The sequence below is a fragment of the Streptomyces coeruleorubidus genome (genome assembly GCF_028885415.1).
Classification (GTDB): Bacteria; Actinomycetota; Actinomycetes; order Streptomycetales; family Streptomycetaceae; genus Streptomyces; species Streptomyces coeruleorubidus_A.
In genome coordinates this window covers 4,924,108-4,941,556 of record NZ_CP118527.1, presented here as the reverse complement: position 1 = coordinate 4,941,556, position 17,449 = coordinate 4,924,108, and the positions used below count along the sequence as shown (strand labels likewise).

At 68.9% G+C, this 17,449-nt stretch carries 17 protein-coding genes and 2 tRNA genes; 5 read left to right on the top strand and 14 right to left on the bottom strand.

The features are described from left to right. Nucleotides 1-11: 11 nt before the first annotated feature. Genes PV963_RS22995 through PV963_RS22970 form a run of 6 tightly spaced genes read right to left on the bottom strand, consistent with a single transcriptional unit; the run spans nt 12 to nt 4,288 of the window. Nucleotides 12-767, bottom strand: a complete 756-nt coding sequence (locus tag PV963_RS22995) for a class E sortase (protein ID WP_274817633.1) — start codon at nt 765-767, stop codon at nt 12-14. A 13-nt stretch (nt 768-780) separates the two neighbouring features. After that, nucleotides 781-1,962, bottom strand: a complete 1,182-nt coding sequence (locus tag PV963_RS22990; RefSeq protein ID WP_274817632.1) for a class E sortase — start codon at nt 1,960-1,962, stop codon at nt 781-783. Next, the gene (locus tag PV963_RS22985; RefSeq protein WP_010032593.1) at nt 1,959-2,597 is read right to left on the bottom strand and encodes an aminodeoxychorismate/anthranilate synthase component II; all 639 of its coding nucleotides are present in this window, start codon (nt 2,595-2,597) and stop codon (nt 1,959-1,961) included. The genes PV963_RS22990 and PV963_RS22985 overlap by 4 nt, the downstream gene beginning before the upstream one ends. Next, nucleotides 2,594-2,791 carry a hypothetical protein gene (locus PV963_RS22980; RefSeq protein ID WP_167407433.1) on the bottom strand — a complete coding sequence of 66 codons (198 nt, stop codon included), beginning with the start codon at nt 2,789-2,791 and terminating at the stop codon, nt 2,594-2,596. The genes PV963_RS22985 and PV963_RS22980 overlap by 4 nt, the downstream gene beginning before the upstream one ends. A gap of 17 nt (nt 2,792-2,808) precedes the next feature. Next, nucleotides 2,809-3,483: a class E sortase gene (locus tag PV963_RS22975; protein ID WP_274817631.1), complete on the bottom strand. Its 675-nt coding sequence runs from the start codon at nt 3,481-3,483 to the stop codon at nt 2,809-2,811. Nucleotides 3,484-3,505: 22 nt separating this feature from the next. Further along, nucleotides 3,506-4,288: a DUF881 domain-containing protein gene (locus PV963_RS22970; protein WP_274817630.1), complete on the bottom strand. Its 783-nt coding sequence runs from the start codon at nt 4,286-4,288 to the stop codon at nt 3,506-3,508. 139 nt (nt 4,289-4,427) lie between these two features. Here PV963_RS22970 and crgA point away from each other — a divergent pair, with 139 nt between their 5' ends. Beyond that, nucleotides 4,428-4,682: a cell division protein CrgA gene (gene crgA / locus PV963_RS22965; RefSeq protein ID WP_059417130.1), complete on the top strand. Its 255-nt coding sequence runs from the start codon at nt 4,428-4,430 to the stop codon at nt 4,680-4,682. Between the two features lie 257 nt (nt 4,683-4,939). Here the strand turns inward: crgA and PV963_RS22960 are convergent, their stop codons facing one another. Together PV963_RS22960 and PV963_RS22955 are read right to left on the bottom strand one after the other, a co-directional pair. Then, nucleotides 4,940-5,830 carry a rhomboid family intramembrane serine protease gene (locus tag PV963_RS22960; protein ID WP_274817629.1) on the bottom strand — a complete coding sequence of 297 codons (891 nt, stop codon included), beginning with the start codon at nt 5,828-5,830 and terminating at the stop codon, nt 4,940-4,942. A 90-nt stretch (nt 5,831-5,920) separates the two neighbouring features. After that, nucleotides 5,921-6,448 (bottom strand): peptidylprolyl isomerase, encoded by a 528-nt coding sequence (locus PV963_RS22955; RefSeq protein WP_274817628.1) that lies wholly within the window; start codon nt 6,446-6,448, stop codon nt 5,921-5,923. Nucleotides 6,449-6,835: 387 nt separating this feature from the next. Between PV963_RS22955 and PV963_RS22950 the strand changes: the two genes are divergently transcribed. Continuing rightward, nucleotides 6,836-7,525, top strand: a complete 690-nt coding sequence (locus tag PV963_RS22950; protein ID WP_274817627.1) for a DUF5324 family protein — start codon at nt 6,836-6,838, stop codon at nt 7,523-7,525. A gap of 476 nt (nt 7,526-8,001) precedes the next feature. Here the strand turns inward: PV963_RS22950 and PV963_RS22945 are convergent. Continuing rightward, nucleotides 8,002-8,074 (bottom strand) — tRNA-Ala (locus PV963_RS22945). 181 nt (nt 8,075-8,255) lie between these two features. On the opposite strand from PV963_RS22945, the gene PV963_RS22940 reads away from it, so the two are divergent. Continuing rightward, entirely contained in the window at nt 8,256-8,804 is a 549-nt protein-coding gene (locus PV963_RS22940) for a helix-turn-helix domain-containing protein (RefSeq protein WP_010032653.1), read from the top strand. A gap of 241 nt (nt 8,805-9,045) precedes the next feature. Then, on the top strand, nt 9,046-10,602 hold the full coding sequence (locus tag PV963_RS22935) for a serine/threonine-protein kinase (protein WP_274817626.1): 1,557 nt from the start codon (nt 9,046-9,048) through the stop codon (nt 10,600-10,602). 36 nt (nt 10,603-10,638) lie between these two features. Here PV963_RS22935 and PV963_RS22930 read toward each other — a convergent pair whose 3' ends face one another. Then, on the bottom strand, nt 10,639-11,934 hold the full coding sequence (locus tag PV963_RS22930) for a hypothetical protein (protein WP_274817625.1): 1,296 nt from the start codon (nt 11,932-11,934) through the stop codon (nt 10,639-10,641). A 236-nt stretch (nt 11,935-12,170) separates the two neighbouring features. Then, on the bottom strand, nt 12,171-12,299 hold the full coding sequence (locus PV963_RS22925) for a DLW-39 family protein (protein ID WP_003999697.1): 129 nt from the start codon (nt 12,297-12,299) through the stop codon (nt 12,171-12,173). Nucleotides 12,300-12,636: 337 nt separating this feature from the next. On the opposite strand from PV963_RS22925, the gene PV963_RS22920 reads away from it, so the two are divergent. Beyond that, entirely contained in the window at nt 12,637-13,011 is a 375-nt protein-coding gene (locus PV963_RS22920) for a DUF6344 domain-containing protein (RefSeq protein ID WP_274817624.1), read from the top strand. A gap of 761 nt (nt 13,012-13,772) precedes the next feature. Here PV963_RS22920 and PV963_RS22915 read toward each other — a convergent pair. The 3 genes from PV963_RS22915 to gyrA form a co-directional block, all read right to left on the bottom strand. Further along, a tRNA-Ile gene (locus PV963_RS22915) sits at nt 13,773-13,849 on the bottom strand. Between the two features lie 122 nt (nt 13,850-13,971). After that, complete coding sequence (locus tag PV963_RS22910; protein WP_274817623.1) at nt 13,972-14,802, bottom strand: DUF3566 domain-containing protein; 831 nt, start codon at nt 14,800-14,802, stop codon at nt 13,972-13,974. Nucleotides 14,803-14,820: 18 nt separating this feature from the next. Beyond that, a complete protein-coding gene (gene gyrA / locus PV963_RS22905) occupies nt 14,821-17,415 on the bottom strand; it encodes a DNA gyrase subunit A (protein ID WP_274817621.1) in 2,595 nt (864 codons plus the stop codon). Nucleotides 17,416-17,449: the final 34 nt, after the last annotated feature.

Genomic DNA, 17,449 nt, shown 5'->3' with positions numbered 1-17,449 from the left:
ACCGTCCGCTGCTAGGAGCGCAGTTCCTTCGGCGGTGTCCGGTCCGCGTTCACCTTCTCGACCCGCTCCAGCTCGCCCCACACGATGTAGCGGTACGTGCTCGTGTACACCGGCGTGCAGGTCGTCAGCGTGATGTAGTGCCCGGGCTTCTTCTTGCCGGACTCCTCGGGGACCGCCGAGAGGACCTTGACGTTGTACTTCGAGGTCTCGGGAAGGATGGCGTAGGCCTTGTAGACGTACCACTTGTCCTTCGTCTCGAAGACGATCGGGTCGCCCTTCTTGATCTTGTCGATGTTGTGGAACTCGGCGCCGTGACCGTCCCGGTGGGCGGCGAGGGAGAAGTTGCCGGTCTTGCCCGACATCGGCAGGGCCGACTTGATCGGATCGGTGTAGTACCCGGCGACACCGTCGTTGAGGATCTTGTTCGACGTGCCCTTCTCGACCAGGACCTCGCCGTTCCTCATCGCCGGCACGTGCAGGAACCCGATGCCGTTCTTGGTGTCCAGCGCTCCGGGGCCACCCCCGCCGTGAGCCCAGTCGTCACGGACCTTGTCCGCCTGCTTCCCGGCCGCGCGGTCGGCGACCACGTTCGTCCACCAGAGCGAGTAGGCGACGAACAGGCCCAGGACCAGGCCCGCGGTGATGAGGAGTTCCCCGAAGACGCTCACCGCCATGGCGAACGGGCCGGGACGGCGCCGGGCCGCGGACGGCCGGGACGCAGCCGCGCCGGTGTGCTCTTCGTGCTCCGTGTCGGTGGTCGCTGCCACTGGTCATCTGCCCTTAACTGACGAGCGCATCCGGCTTGCCCTTGCTGCGCGGCCGTTCCTCGACCATCTTGCCCCAGACGATCATCCGGTACTTGCTGGTGAACTCCGGCGTGCACGTGGTCAGCGTGATGTAACGGCCGGGCTCGGTGAATCCCGACCCCGGCGGGATCGGGTTCAGGACGCTCGTGTTGCTGGGCGAGGTGACCGGCAGGATCGACGCCATCTTGTAGACGTAGTACTCGTCCTGCGTCTCCACGACGATCGGATCGCCCGGAGTGAGCTTGTTGATGTACCGGAACGGTTCTCCGTGGGTGTTGCGGTGGCCCGCGAGCCCGAAGTTCCCGGTCTTGTCACTGGGCATCGCGGTCTTCAGCGCGCCCTCGGCGTAGTGGCCGACCATGCCCCGGTCGAGAACACCCTTGCTGCTGATGCCCTCGGCGATCGGCACGACCACGTCCAGCTTCGGGATGTGCAGGATGGCGAAGCCCTGCCCCGGCTCGAAGGCCCCCGGGTTGCGTTTGCCGTTCGCCCAGTCGTCCTGGAGGCTGCTTGCCGCCTTACCGGCCTGTGCCTGCGCCTGGACGTTCGTCCACCACAGCTGGTAGGTCACGAACAGCAGCATCAGCACGCCGGTCGTGATGAAAACCTCGCCTATCGCCCGGCTGGCCACCACCGCCGGGCCCGGCTTGCGCGCCCGCGCCTGCCGTCGCGCCTCGACCCGCGACAGGGGCGCCCGCCGCTCCTCCCGTGCCGAGTTCTGGGCCGAGCGGGTCTCCGAAGCGCCGCCATGGCGCCCGTGACGGCGTTTGGAGGCCTTTCTGCGGGCCGCGCGGCCGCCGTGGGCGGGTCCGCCGTGCCGGGTGGCGGAAGAGCCCGCAGAACCGGATACGGGGTCACCGGCCGCGGGCGGCGGATCCGGTATCCGCAGCGCCACCGTCTCCTCGTCGACGACAGGCCGGTACGGCTCGTCCGGGACGGGCTCGTACGACTCCGGGTACGGCTCCGGCGTATACGGCTGGGGCTGCGGTTCCGGCTCTGACATGTACGGCTGTGACTGTGGCTGTGGCTGCGGTTCCGGCCGCGGAGAAGCACCGTACGCCCCTCCACCCGACCAGTCCTCGAACGCACCCGGCACCCCGTACGACTGCTGCCCGTACGAGGTGTCGGACTCGCGCTCGGGGCGCAGCGCCGTCACGCCGTGGCCCTGCCCACCACCGGGGCGAGTCCGGCCGACCTCGCCACCGCACCCTGGTCGCCGCACTCCACCAGCCAGTTGGCCAGCATCCGGTGCCCGTGCTCGGTCAGCACCGACTCCGGGTGGAACTGCACGCCCTCGACGGGAAGTTCGCGGTGCCGCAGGCCCATGACGATGCCGTCGTGCGTCCGGGCCGTGACCTCCAGCTCGGCCGGGACCGTCGCGGGCTCGGCGGCCAGCGAGTGGTAGCGCGTCGCCGTGAAGGGCGAGGGCAGGCCGGCGAAGACCCCCCGGCTCGTGTGCTCGACCAGCGAGGTCTTGCCGTGCAGCAGCTCGGGCGCGCGGTCCACGACCCCGCCGTACGCCACCTGCATCGACTGCATGCCGAGGCACACGCCGAAGACCGGGACGCCAGTGGCGGCGCAGTGCCGGACCATGTCGACGCAGACGCCCGCCTCCTCCGGCGTGCCCGGGCCCGGGGAGAGCAGGACACCGTCGAAGCCGTCCTGGGCGTGCGCCGTGGACACCTCGTCGTTGCGCAGGACCTCGCACTCGGCGCCCAGCTGGTACAGGTACTGGACCAGGTTGAAGACGAAGCTGTCGTAGTTGTCGACGACGAGAATGCGCGCGCTCACTGGTTGTCCACCGTCACATCGTTGAAGGGCAGCAGCGGTTCCGCCCACGGGAAGACGTACTGGAAGAGGACGTAGACCACGGCCACGACCAGGGCGAGTGAGATCAGCGCCTTCACCCACGTGCTCCCCGGCAGATGCCGCCAGATCCAGCCGTACATGCCGTCCCTTCCGTCGTACCACGGCACCAGACCCACGCCGTACAGCCACCAGACTAACCGCGCAACGCCTCAGGTTTCCCGGCGTCCACAGGCTGGGTGGAGTCCAGGTGCGCCCAGACGATCAGCCGATGACTGTGTCCCCATTCCGGTTCGCACGTGGTCAGCGTCAGATAGCGGCCCGGGCGCGTGTACCCGGATGTACGTGGGACAGGGGCGATCACCTCGATGTCGGAGGGCACTGTTTTGTGCGGGCCTTTGTCGATCCGATACGTGAACCAGGTCGTGCCGTCGGTCAGCACCACGGCGTCACCCCGCCGGAGCTTGGGAAAGTCCTTGAAGGGGTCGCCGTGGGTACGGCGGTGGCCGGCGACCGCGAAGTTCCCCTTCTGGCCGAGCTGGGCCGTCTGCGCATAGCGGCCCAGGCCCTTCTTCAGGGTGCCGGTCGCCGTGCCCTCGAGCACCGGCTTGTTCCACGTGAAACCAAGACGCGGGATGTACATGATCGCGAAGGGCTTGCCCCTGGCGTAGGGCGCGGGTTTCGGAGGGCTCGCGGGGGAGCGTGCCGCCGACCGGGACTTCGACCACTCCTTCCGGAGCAGTTCGATCTGGTCGTCCATGACGTCGTCGGCCTTCACGCCGGTCCAGAACAGCACGTAGACGACGAACAGCACGATCACGCTGCCGACGGTGATACACAGTTCGCTGACGGTCCTGACGATCACACGCACCGGCGGCTCCCCCGGCCAGGCTCTACTCCTCCACAGGCTTCGCGTAGTGCAGATCCACTGTGCCCGAGTAGCCGGGAAGAGTCACCGGCCCGTTCTCCTCGACTTTCCAGCCGAGCCCGTAGACGTTGACGTACACCATGTAGTTCTGGATCGCCGGGGACGCCGCGAGCGCCTTCTGGAGCTTGCCCGGGTCACCGACCGCCGTGATCTTGTACGGCGGTGAGTAGACGCGCCCCTGCAGGATCAGGGTGTTGCCCACGCAGCGCACCGCGCTGGTGGAGATCAGCCGCTGGTCCATGACCTTGATGCCCTTGGCGCCGCCCTGCCACAGCGCGTTCACCACGGCCTGGAGGTCCTGCTGGTGGATGACCAGGTAGTCGGGCTGCGGCTCGGGATAGCCGGGCAGCTTGGCGGTGGCATCCGGCGGGGCGTCGTTGAGTGTGACCGTGAGCGACTCGCCCTTGAGCTTCTGCGTGCCCGCGCGCTTCTCCAGGGCGGCGAGCTTGTCGTCCTCCGCCTTGGTGCTGCCGTCGTCGCGCTCGGCCAGAGCCTCTATCTCCTTGCGCAGGATCCCGTTGGTCTCGTCCAGCCCGCCGTTCTCCCGGCTGCGCTCATGGATGAGATCGGACAGCTTCAGCAGCGAGGTGTCCGTGCGGATGTTGGTGCCCTTGGCGGTGTCGAAGCTGGTGAAGAAAAGGAGTCCCGCGAGGGCGAAGACGGCCGCCGTGAGGATCCGCACGGGCCGGAAACGGCGCGCGCGCTCAGGGGTGGATCCCGTCCCGGGGGAGTCGGCAGAATTGCTCAACGTACCCTTATCTCCTTCGGCGCCACGGAAGCACTACGCTAACGGACGCCCGGGGGAGCACTCAGAGTCCCCTCACGCTGCCCCGAGACCGACCCAGTTACCTGCGCGGCCACGCAGCGCATCGACAGGAGAGACCCTCGTGCCGAAGTCACGTATCCGCAAGAAGGCCGACTACACGCCGCCGCCTGCGAAGCAGACGACCGCCATCAAGCTGAACAGCCGTGCCTGGGTCGCGCCCGTCATGCTGGCCATGTTCCTCATCGGCCTGGCCTGGATCGTCGTCTTCTACGTCACCGACGGTTCGCTGCCCATCGACTCGCTGGGCAACTGGAACATCGTGGTGGGCTTCGGCTTCATCGCCGCCGGATTCGGTGTCTCGACCCAGTGGAAGTAGCGGCCACCGGACGGTGAACGCAGCTCTCCCCAGGGCTGTTCGCTGAGTTATCCACAGCCGTTTTCCACAGGTGGAAAAGAAACGACGATCTGTGGATAACTCGCCGAGCGTTGACGCCGGTATGACGGAAGTACCGGAACTCGAAAACATGTTCGCCCCCTGTCTGACCTGCGGAAACGCGAGTCGGCGACAGGGGGCACATGTGTTCCCGCACGCTATGCACAAGATCCGCCACCCGCTGTGGACAACGCCCGCGCTCAGCTGAGCTGGGCCGTCCTCAACAGGGTCAACAGGACGACCACGCCGAGGACCAGGGCACATGTGCCGTACTGGATCAGGGCACGTCGCTCGCGCGGGGCGTGGACCATGGCGTATCCGACGACGACACCGGCGACGAGGCCGCCGATGTGGGCCTGCCAGGAGATGTTGAAGCCCGGGCTGAAGGTGAAGATCAGGTTGATCACCAGCAGCGCGATGATCGGCCGCATGTCGTAGTTGAGCCGGCGCATCAACACGGCCGTGGCACCGAACAGGCCGAAGATCGCGCCGGAGGCGCCCAGCGTCGCCGTGTTCGGGGAGGTCAGCAGATAGGCCAGGGCGCTGCCCGCGAGACCCGAGACCAAGTAGAGCGCGAGGTAGCGGACCCGGCCGAGAGCCGCTTCGAGCGGGCCACCGAGCCACCACAGGCTGAGCATGTTGAACGCGATGTGCCAGATCTCCTGGTGGGTGAACATCGAGGTCACCATGCGGTACCACTCGCCTCCCGCCACGCCCTGTGTGGGCGTGAAGGGCGCCGGCGGCCAGGCGCCGAGCAGGACGAGGTCGTTCAGGAGCGACTCGCGGACGGAGACGGCGATGAACACCGCCAGGTTGATACCGATGAGGATCTTGGTCAGCAGGCGGGGGTCGGCGGTGACGGCGCCGCCCGCGATCGTCCGGGGCATGGCGGCCGCGGGTGCGTGCCCTGTGCCGGAGCCGCCGCGGACGCACTCGGGGCACTGGAAGCCGACGGAGGCGTTGACCATGCACTCGGGGCAGATCGGCCGCTCGCAGCGGGTGCAGCGGATGCCGGTCTCGCGGCCCGGGTGGCGGTAGCACATGGGGACGCTGTGGGCGTCCTGCGGGCTGCCCGCAGCCTGGTCGTCCATGAGATCCCCTAGGTCGTGATGAGAAAAGCCCGCCCCGCTCATCTTTACGGACGAGCGGGGCGATTGGTTCCCTGTCGGGGGCTTCCGCGCTCAGCGGGTCTCGATGACGACCGACTCGATGACCACGTCGTTGAGCGGGCGGTCGGTGCGCGGGTTCGTCTGGGTCGTGGCGATGGTGTCCACCACCTTCTGGCTGGCCGCACCGGTGACCTCGCCGAAGATGGTGTGCTTGCGGTTCAGCCACGCCGTCGGGGAGACGGTGATGAAGAACTGCGAGCCGTTGGTGCCCGGGCCGGCGTTGGCCATCGCCAGCAGGTAGGGCTTGTCGAAGCGCAGGTCCGGGTGGAACTCGTCCTCGAACTGGTAGCCGGGACCGCCGGTGCCGTTGCCCAGCGGGTCACCGCCCTGGATCATGAAGCCACTGATCACCCGGTGGAAGACCGTGCCGTCGTAGAGCCTGTCCGTGGTCTTCTGCCCCGTCTCCGGGTGGATCCACTCCCGCTCGCCCTGGGCGAGCTCGACGAAGTTCTTGACCGTCTTGGGGGCGTGGTTCGGCAGAAGCCGGACCTCGATATCGCCGTGGTTGGTCTTCAGGGTGGCGTAGAGCTGCTCAGCCACGATCTGCCTTCCGTTGTCTTTCCGTGACTCCCTGATCCTCGCATGGACGGGGCTCCGCGTCCCCCGACCTCCGTTCACCGGGGGTAAACCGGGCCGATCGCTTGCAGAAAAACCAGTCGAGTAGCCCCCGGGCGGGGGCGCGCGGCGGCGATCCGTGGCATTGTCGACGACAAGCTCCCGTTGCCCCCTATTCATCCGCTATTGCATGTGATCGGCTCCCGATCAGCACTCGGTCCGCTCTTGATCGGTTTTTCGACCGGGGATGGCCCGGAGCCGGCTCCCGTGACCCGGATGCCCGCCCGCGCATGCCTGGCGGCGCACTGGGAGGCATGATCCGTAAAAGGGTGGAAAGTCGAAATACCGTACGCCACCGAGGAGGAGGAACCCGTGACCCGCATCGACAGCGTGCGCGCCGCGACTGGTTCGGCGAAGGACAGCGTGCTGCACGCCGCGGAAGTGGTGGCGCCCTACGCCGACACGGCCAAGGACAGGGCCGCGCACTACGCACACGAGGCACGCGTACGGCTAGCGCCCAAGGTGACGCAGGCCGCCGGGCAGGCGCGCGTCCAGTACGGTGCCCATGTGCAGCCGTATCTGGAGCAGGCCCGCACGCATGTGCCGCCGAAGGTCGACCAGGCCGCCGTCCGCACGCGCCAGGCCGCCCGGCAGGCGGCGGAGTACTCCAGGCCGAAGCTCGAGCAGGCGATGGCCGCGGCCGTGCCCGTCACGACCGAGGCCGCTGCCCGGAGCGTGGCCGCGATGGCCGCGCTGCGCGGTCAGGTCTCGTCGAAGGAGGTCCAGAAGCTGATCCGCAAGCAGGAACGGCGGGCGAGGGCCGGCCGGGCCGTGAAGACGCTGGTCGTTCTGGGTGCCCTCGCGGGCGGTGCCTTCGCGGCCTGGAAGTGGTGGGACAAGCAGGCCAACCCGGACTGGCTGGTGGAGCCGCCCGCCGCGACCGAGGTTCCCGAGTCGGGCCGCCTGACCTCCGTGGACGGCAGCGGTGAGTCGGTTCTGGACCCGGAGGTCGAGGCGAAGCAGGCCGAGGACGAGGCCGCGCGGCGCGACGACGGTTCCTGAGGGCCGCCGGATCCGAAAGCTCGGCCACGGACTCAACGGCACGGCGGGGCGGGAGACTTGAGGCTCAGCTTTGAGAGCCTTGGGGGTCTCCCGCCCCGCCGTGCTGTTTCACGTGAAACATGGGCCGCCTCTCAGGTGCCTTTGCGTGCCCGGCCCACCCCGACCATGAACGCCCCGGCCCCCAGCACCACGGCCGCAGCCTGGGCCTCCCGGAAGACGTCGTCGCGCACGCCGGTGCCGCAGCCGCCATGCGGTCAGTCGACGGGCCGACCGCCCCCGGCCCCGGGCTCCGGCCCTCAGTCGGCCACAATCCCACGATCTCCGAGCCATGGCCCTGGCCACCAGATCCATACGAGAGCCACCCCGTCACCCGCTCCACCCGCGAGAAGCCGGTGATGCTCACCGACCAGAGCCCCACAGCCCACGCAAAAATGCCCTCCGAACCATGTTTCCGCAGTTCGGAGGGCATTCGAGGGTGGAGCCTAGGGGAGTCGAACCCCTGACATCTGCCATGCAAAGACAGCGCTCTACCAACTGAGCTAAGGCCCCGGAAGAGAACATCCGCCCGGAAAAACCACGTCCCGGCGGGCGTCGGAGACCAGAGTACCGGGTCACCCCCATGATTCCGCAAAAGGATTGGGGGTCCCCGTCGCCGACCACTCTCCGTAAGATGCTCGGCGTGGTTCGCTACCGCGAACCGCCGTACTTGGGGAAGCGATGGGGAGACGCAATGGACGCCGCACAGCAGGAAGCCACCGCAAGAGCGCGGGAACTGCAGCGGAACTGGTACGGGGAGCCGTTGGGGGCGCTCTTCCGTAGGCTCATCGACGATCTTGGTCTGAACCAGGCTCGTCTCGCGGGGGTTCTGGGACTGTCCGCGCCGATGCTGTCGCAGCTGATGAGCGGTCAGCGGGCGAAGATCGGCAACCCCGCCGTGGTGCAGCGGGTGCAGCTGCTCCAGGACCTGGCGGGGCAGGTCGCGGACGGCAGCGTGAGCGCGGCCGAGGCCACCGAGCGCATGGAGGAGATCAAGAAGTCACAGGGGGGTTCGGTGCTCAGCAACACCACACAGACGACGAGCAGTTCGGGGGCGCCCACGGTCAAGCGCGTCGTCCGGGAGATCCAGTCGCTGCTGCGCTCGGTCGCGGCGGCGGGCGACATCATCGACGCCGCGGAGACCCTCGCCCCGACCCACCCGGAACTGGCGGAGTTCCTCCGGGTGTACGGAGCCGGCCGCACCTCGGACGCGGTCGCGCACTACCAGTCCCACCAGAGCTGATCCCACCACCCGGCCGCCGAAGGGGGTTCGGCACCGGGTTCGGGTGAGGTGACGGGGGCCGCGTCACGGTTCGGGCGGGCACGAGGGGGCGTGTGCCGTACGGGGGACCGGTCGACGCGAGGGGGACGTGTATCACTCATCGGGGGAGTCGTGGGGAGCCGTTTCGCCCGTCGGGGAGTCGTAGCGCTCGTCGAGGGGGAAGCAAGGGGGGAGACCACAGGGGGAGGAGCGACGTACAGCCATGGGTGAGGTGTTCGCCGGCCGGTACGAACTGGTCGACCCGATCGGACGCGGAGGGGTCGGCGCCGTCTGGCGTGCCTGGGACCACCGCCGCCGCCGCTATGTGGCCGCCAAGGTCCTGCTCCAGAGCGACGCGCACTCGCTGCTGCGGTTCGTCCGCGAACAGGCCCTGCGGATCGACCACCCCCATGTGCTCGCCCCCACCAGCTGGGCCGCCGACGACGACAAGGTCCTCTTCACCATGGACCTGGTCGCGGGCGGCTCACTGGTCCACCTCGTCGGGGACTACGGCCCTCTCCCGCCGGCCTTCGTCTGCACACTGCTCGACCAACTGCTGGCGGGACTGGCCGCGGTGCACGCGGAGGACGTCGTGCACCGTGACGTGAAACCCGCCAACATCCTGCTGGAAGCCACGGGCACGGGCCGGCCGCGGCTGCGGCTGTCCGACTTCGGCATCGCGATGCGGCTGGGCGAGCCCCGTCTGACGGAGACCAACCTCGTGGTGGGGACGCCCGGTTATCTCGCGCCCGAGCAGATGATGGGCGCGGAGCCGGACTTCCCCGCCGACCTGTTCGCCGTGGGCCTGGTCGCGCTGTATCTGCTGGAGGGTGCCAAGCCGGACAGCAAGGCGCTCATCCAGTACTTCGCCGAGCACGGAACGCCCGGTGCGCCCAAGGGCATTCCGGAGCCGCTGTGGCAGGTGGTGGCCATGCTGCTCCAGCCGGACCCGCAGGCCCGGTTCCGTACGGCCACGGGGGCGCGCAAGGCGCTCGCCGCCGCCGTGGAGCTCCTGCCCGAGCCCGGCCCGGACGACGAGCTGATCGAGATCTTCGACCAAATCGGCCCGCTCCCCCCGGGGTTCGCTCCGGAGGGCCCTCTGGAGAGAGCGCGGGGGCTACGGCCGAGGGAGGACGAGCCGCCGGGTCCGGTGACGGGCGAGGAGAGACCCGGTTCGACGGCGGACGAGGAGCGGTCCGGTCCGGCGGCGGACGAGGAGCGGCCCCGGCAGGACACCTCCGGCAACGGCGACGCCTGGTCCGACCCGGGCGCAGCGGTCGTCCAGCCCGGCCCCCGCCAGGACACCGCCCCGCCGGCCACCCCCGCTCAGCCGCCCTCCATGTCGGACACCGGCAGCTTCCACCTGCCGCCGCCCCAGGCCACCGTCACCAACTCCCCCACACCGGACCACGACGCACAGGCTCAGGCACAGGTACAGGCCTCGCACCAGCAGGCCGCTTACTCCCCCTACGACGCCACCTATCCCCTGTCCCCGGCCCAACCGCTCCCACCGGCGTACCCGAGCCACCCGAATCACGCGGGCTATCCAGGCCGGCCGCTGCCCCCGGCAACACACCAGCCCACCAACACCTCCACCGCCCCCTACACCGCCCAGACCCCGCAGACCCCGCAAGCTCCATTGCCCGGACAGCGGACCTCACGGCACCGAGCACAGCGCCCTCCCCGCCGCCCCGGCCCCCCGGCCAAGTTGGCGGTCCCGCTCCTGCTCCTCGCCCTGGTCTGCTACGCCGTGGGCTTCTGGGCCCTGACCCAAATCTGAGCCCCGCCGGCACCAGCCCGGGCGCCCCCGGCTCCCTTACCCCGCGCTCCTCCGCCGAGCCACCACGGTCCACACCCCGAGCCCCACCAGCAGCGCGCTCCCGGTGCCGATCCCGCCCACGGCGACGACCCGCATCGCGGTGTCGTCACCCCCGGCCACGCCCTCGGCCGCCGCCTCCCGGTCCTGGTCCGAGACCTCGAAGACGCCCTTCGGCTCGGACTCCCCCACGTAGTCGGGTCCGCCCCGCGCCTCCCCGCTCACCCGGACCCGCAACGTCATCAGGAACGGCCCGTCCCCGAAGCTGTCGGCGACGCTCTTTGCGAGGTGCGCGACGAGGTAGTAGGAACCGGCGAAGCGCATCGCACCGACCTGGCCGATGACGGCGTGGCGGTTGGCGTGGTCGACCGGCGGCAGGGGAGGCAGACTGCCGGACTTCTGGTCGCCGTCGTAGCCGACGCCCACGTCGGCGACGGGGCCCCGCGCCGGGTTGTACAGGGCCAGCTCCAGTGCGCCGGGCGTGTAAACGGTGCCGCCGGAGGCCGAGCTGCCCAGGTCGGCGGTGACGTGGAGCTGCTGGCCCCAGTCGACCGGCACCTCGTAGAAGAGCGTCTGGCCGGGCAGGATGTCGTCCCGCCAAACCCCCTGGTCCAGCGGGGTGGCCACGGCGAATCCCGCACCGCCCCGGCGGCGCTCGGCCTCCCCCAGGAGCGGCTGGGGCGAGGCGGAGTTCCACACCCCGGGTGCGCTGGTCGGCCCGGGCTTCGCCGTCCGGGGCTCCGTCATGGCGACGAGTTCCAGATCCCAGGCGTCGGGCGAGGAGCCCTGGCCCTTCGGGTCGACGCGCTCGACGGACACGTAGTAGTTCCCGGCCTCCTGGCACAGCGACTTGGTCGGCGAGATCTCGCGCCGGCCCCACGCCGCGACCGGGTGCGGACTGCGGGCGGCGCCGAAATTCGCGGTGTCGTCGGAGCATGAGGTGCCGTCGTCGTCCTGCACGGACACCTTGAGCCCGTCGATGACGGAGACGGTGCTGCCGGGGGAGGGGACGGCGGTGACGGAGACGTACGCGTTCGACGTGGCGTCGAGCTGGAGGCGGTAGCTGACCTTGCCGCTGCTCGGGAGGGAGCTCTTGTAGGCCGTGCCGGGAGTCAGCAGCACGGCCTCAGCGGTGCTCCTCGCCCCCTTGATGCTCCGGGCGTCGTCGGCGAAGGCGTACGGGCTCGGCGACACCGCCGTACCGGACGCCCCGGCGGCGGCCAGGGCGGCCTGTCCGGGCGCCACGGCAGCCGTCGTACCCAGCACCACCGCCACGACGCCCACACGCGCGACCACCGACGGACGACGACCGCGCCACGCGCCCGTACGCCCCCACGCCGTACGACACCGTCCCCTCACGCGCCACCCCTCACGTCACCGGACCGCAGAACGCCGTGACACCGCAGCCGTCAAACCGTGGAACCGTGGCCCATCCTGCCCCGCCGCCGTGTCCACCGTCCCGCCGTCCCCGCAAACACACAAAACCCCGACCGCGAGGCGGCCGGGGTGTGCTCGGTTTGGGATGTCGTGACTCACGAACCCGTGGGCACGGAGTCAGTCGCCTCCGTCCACAGATCCTGCTCGGCGCGATCCGCCTGGATCTGGCGGTACACGAGGAGCCCGCCGATGGCGGCCAGTGCGACCAGGAGAAGCTTCTTCACCGCGCGACCTCGTCTTTCGTTGACGTAGGGGACCTCTGGCGCCCGACTATACACACCGACCGATACCGATCGGTGACCTGAGTCGGCGCTCAACTCCCGCCCGGCGAACCGGGATAGAAGCGGAGTCTGCCGCTCCGACCGGAGAGTGATCACACGCCGACGGACGGTTACTTCGACCGCCCTTCTCCTCCTTCCTCACCATTTCACCCCTCTTGCGTCCATTCGAGTGGTGTTCATCTGAACATCGCCGCGCCACGGGCGTCGGTCCACCACTTCTCGACCCCCATACACATCATGAGGAAAGTACGCAAATCGCCCAACCCGAAAGTGAGGGGTTATGGCCCGGAACAAGGTCATGAAGCTGTGGACCGCCATCGTCACCGCCTTCCTCGCGCTGTGCACGGCGCTCGGATTCGTCACCACGACCGCCGCCGCGGCGGTACCGCAGCCCGAGCAGCAGCGCAACAGCGCGCACATCCCGCAGCAGCGGACGGCACCGACGACGGCTCCGTGGTCCTTGTCCTACGCCAGGGCCCTGCCCCCCACGATGAAGCAGCGCATCCGCGCCGAGGCCCACGGCAAGTCCCCCAGCTGCCGCCACCGCCCGCTCGCGGACACGACGGCATCACCCACCGCCGACTGCACCGACGACGACACGGACGCCGACGGCGAAGGCGACCCAGCGGACCATCTCACTCCGCTACAGCGCTGATATCCCCAGCACCTCCCGGCGACCCGCGTACAGGCCCGGCAGCTCCTCGAAGCTGCCGGGCCTTCTTCTGTCTGGCCTGTGTCGCTCGCCCTGTACGCCGAATCATCCCCACAACGGGCACCACATGTTCCGCGCGGGTCCATAGTCGTACAGGCCCCGCTGACGATTCACACTCGATCACCAGCGCGCCAAGCGGGAGCAGCCACAACATTTCGCGAAAGGTTGCTTCGCGTGCGCGGACATAGCGCAGATCTGTCGGGAGTTCACGCAACCGTGTCCACGACCAGCGAGGCCCCCACCGGAACTCGCTTCCGGCCGGTACCCGGCCAAGGCTGTATCGGCGTCCCTCATCCGGCAGGTTGGCCCCGACCTGGAAGAAGACTGCTTCCCCTGCATCGGCCCGAGCAGCTGTCCGCCGCGCTCGCCGTGCCACGAGGATCGTCCCGATCACCGAGCCAACGAAGACACAGAGCCCCGCAATCACGCCCGTAATCATGCGCGAAGTAAAACAGGCGGCCAACTGATGACCAAGGGGTTCAGGCGCGCCTCTGGCCTGACACCACCCACCACTCCGCGCCACTGTACGAACGACCTGGACGCCAGGGGCCGCGTCTGCTCGGCTCTGCCTGGGGGGCCGCACCCGTCGGCACCGGGCGCGGTGCGCCCGAGGGAGCCCACTACACCGTGACGCGGTCCCTTCGGTTGGTGTCAACCGTTGGTGTCAAAAGACCCCCGGCCCTATGGGCCGGGGGTCTTCGTGCTGGTGGGGCTAACAGGATTTGAACCTGTGGCCTCATCCTTATCAGGGATGCGCTCTAACCAACTGAGCTATAGCCCCGCCGCGCTTTTCGGTGTGTGTCCCGCGCGCTGACCCCTGAAGATTAGCGCACGACACGGGCAGTCCCAAAATCGGTTGTCGGGACACCGCCATCCGCCGTCAGCGAGGGATCTTCGAGGGATCTACTCGTCCTCGGCGAGCGTCAGCTCCACACCACCCACGAAACCGGCGGACATGTTGTAGATGAACGCACCGAGCGTCGCGAGGGCCGTCGCCAGGACGACGTCGATGACCGCGATGACCGACGTGAAGATCAGGACGTTGGGCAGCGACAGGAAGGCCTGGAGGTCGAAGCCGTTCGACTCGTTCGAGCCGGTCGCCTCGGAGATCGTGCCGCCGACCGTGGAGAAGACGCCCATCGCGTCCATCACCATCCAGAGCACGGCGGACGCCACGATCGTGCAGATGCCCAGGGCGATGGAGAGCAGGAAGCTGACCTTCATCACCGACCACGGGTCGGCCTTGGCCACGCGCAGGCGGGCCTTGCGGACGCGCGGCGTGGTGCGGGCGCCCGTGCGGGGACGCCGTACGGTACCGGCGGCAGTACCGGCTCCGGCACCGGCCGCCGCCGGCTGCGCCGGGTAGGCCTGCGGCGGGTGGTACGGCCCGGCCTGCTGCTGTGCCTGCCGTTCCCCGGGCAGGGGGGAGGCCGTCTGCGCGGCGGCGCCCTGCTCCTGCGCGGCCGGCTCGGGCTGCGGCTGCGGCTGGGCGCCGGATGCGGACGGGCCCGCTCCAGCGGTGTGCTGCTGGGTCTGCGGACCCTTGGTGTCCATCACAGTTCCCCCCTGTGATCCATGCGTGTCAGGCGAGGGCGAGTCCTTGGTCGGGGACTTGATCGCCTTCAGGTTGGTCGTGTGCGGGTCCGCCGCACGCGCGGCGGAGCCACGGCCGCCGTCGTCCGTGTCCGTACCCTTCGAGGTACCCCTCGGTCCGGCGCCCGTGGCTCCGCTCACGCTGACTCACTCCTCGTGCTACTCGGCCGAGGGCGCCTCACCCTCGTCCGTGCCGGTGGTCGCGGCGCCTTCGGCGGTCTCGTCGACGACCACGTCGCCGTCGACCTCCTCCGCCTCGCGTCCCGCCTCGGCGTTGCGAGCGATGCCCACAACGGCATCGCGCTTGCCCAGATTGATCAGTTGGACGCCCATGGTGTCACGGCCGGTTTCCCTGATCTCGTTGACTCGCGTACGAATCACACCGCCGCCCAGCGTGATGGCGAGGATCTCGTCGGTCTCCTCGACCACCAGAGCGCCGACGAGAGACCCACGGTCCTCCACGATCTTGGCGGCCTTGATGCCGAGGCCGCCGCGACCCTGGACGCGGTACTCGTCGACGTTGGTCCGCTTCGCGTACCCGCCGTCGGTGGCAGTGAACACGAACGTACCGGGTCGAACAACATTCATCGAGAGCAGCTCGTCGCTCTCGCGGAAGCTCATGCCCTTCACACCCGAGGTGGCACGGCCCATGGGCCGCAGGGTTTCGTCCGAGGCGGTGAACCTGATCGACTGTGCCTTCTTGCTGATCAGAAGCAGATCGTCGTCCGACGAGACGAGCTCGGCTCCGATCAGTTCGTCGTCCGAACCGTCCTCCATCGACCGGAGATTGATCGCGATCACACCGCCGGAACGCGGCGAATCGTAATCCTTCAGAGGCGTCTTCTTCACAAGTCCGGCCTTGGTGGCGAGGACCAGGTACGGAACCGCCTCGTAGTCGCGGATCGCCAGGATCTCGGCGATCGCCTCGTCCGGCTGGAAGGCGAGCAGGTTCGCGACGTGCTGACCGCGCGCGTCCCGGCCGGCGTCGGGCAGCTCGTAGCCCTTGACGCGGTAGACGCGGCCCTTGTTGGTGAAGAACAGCAGCCAGTGGTGCGTCGTGGACACGAAGAAGTGGTCGACGATGTCGTCTTCCTTGAGCTTCGTGCCGCGCACGCCCTTGCCGCCGCGCTTCTGGGCGCGGTAGTCGTCGGTCTTGGTGCGCTTGATGTAGCCGCCCCGGGTGACCGTGACGACGATGTCCTCCTCGGCGATCAGGTCCTCGATGGACATGTCGCCCTCGTACGGGATCAGCTTGGTCTTGCGGTCGTCGCCGTACTTCTCGACGATCGCGGCCAGTTCCGCGCTGACGATGCCCCGCTGACGGACCGGGGAGCCCAGGATCTCGTTGTACTCGGTGATCTTCGCCTGGAGTTCGTCGTGCTCCTGGACGATCTTCTGGCGCTCCAGGGCGGCCAGTCGGCGCAGCTGCATCTCGAGGATGGCGTTGGCCTGGATCTCGTCGATCTCCAGGAGGCTCATCAGGCCCCCGCGCGCGATCTCGACGGTGTCACTGCGCCGGATCAGCGCGATGACCTCGTCGATGGCGTCCAGGGCCTTCAGCAGACCGCGCAGGATGTGCGCGCGCTCCTCGGCCTTGCGCAGCCTGAAGCGCGTACGGCGGACGATGACCTCGATCTGGTGCGCCACCCAGTGGCGGATGAACGCGTCGAGCGAGAGCGTGCGCGGCACGCCGTCCACCAGCGCCAGCATGTTGGCGCCGAAGTTCGTCTGCAGGTCGGTGTGCTTGTAGAGGTTGTTCAGCACGACCTTGGCGACCGCGTCCCGCTTCAGCACGATGACCAGGCGCTGGCCGGTGCGGGAGGACGTCTCGTCGCGGACGTCCGCGATGCCGCCGATCTTGCCGTCCTTGACCAGGTCGGCAATCTTCTGGGCGAGGTTGTCCGGGTTGACCTGGTACGGCAGTTCCGTGACCACCAGGCACTGGCGGTTCTGGATCTCCTCGACCTCGACGACCGCGCGCATGGTGATGGAGCCGCGGCCGGTGCGGTACGCCTCCTCGATGCCCCGGCGGCCGACGACGAGCGCGCCGGTCGGGAAGTCCGGGCCCTTGATGCGCTCGATCAGCGCGTCCAGCAGCTCCTCGTGCGAGGCCTCGGGGTTCTCCAGGTACCACTGGGCGCCGGCGGCGACCTCGCGCAGGTTGTGCGGCGGGATGTTGGTCGCCATGCCGACCGCGATCCCGGCCGAGCCGTTGATCAGCAGGTTCGGGAAGCGGGCCGGCAGGACGGTCGGCTCCTGGGAGCGGCCGTCGTAGTTGTCCGTGAAGTCGACGGTCTCCTCGTCGATGTCACGGACCATCTCCATCGACAGCGGCGCCATCTTGCACTCGGTGTACCGCATCGCCGCGGCCGGGTCGTTGCCCGGGGAGCCGAAGTTGCCGTTGGAGTCGACGAGCGGCATGCGCATCGACCACGACTGGGCCAGACGCACGAGCGCGTCGTAGATGGAGGAGTCGCCGTGCGGGTGGTAGTTGCCCATGACGTCGCCGACGACGCGGGCGCACTTGTAGAAGCCGCGCTCGGGGCGGTAGCCGCCGTCGTACATGGCGTACAGCACGCGGCGGTGGACGGGCTTGAGGCCGTCACGGACGTCCGGCAGCGCACGCGAGACGATGACGGACATCGCGTAGTCGAGATACGAGCGCTGCATCTCCGTCTCGAGCCCGACGGGCTCGACGCGCATGGCCAGGGCGTCACCCTCGGGCGTCGTCACGGGAGTGTTCTCGTCGGTCATTGCTGGTGAAGGTCCTTCCTGGTGCGGTCAGCTG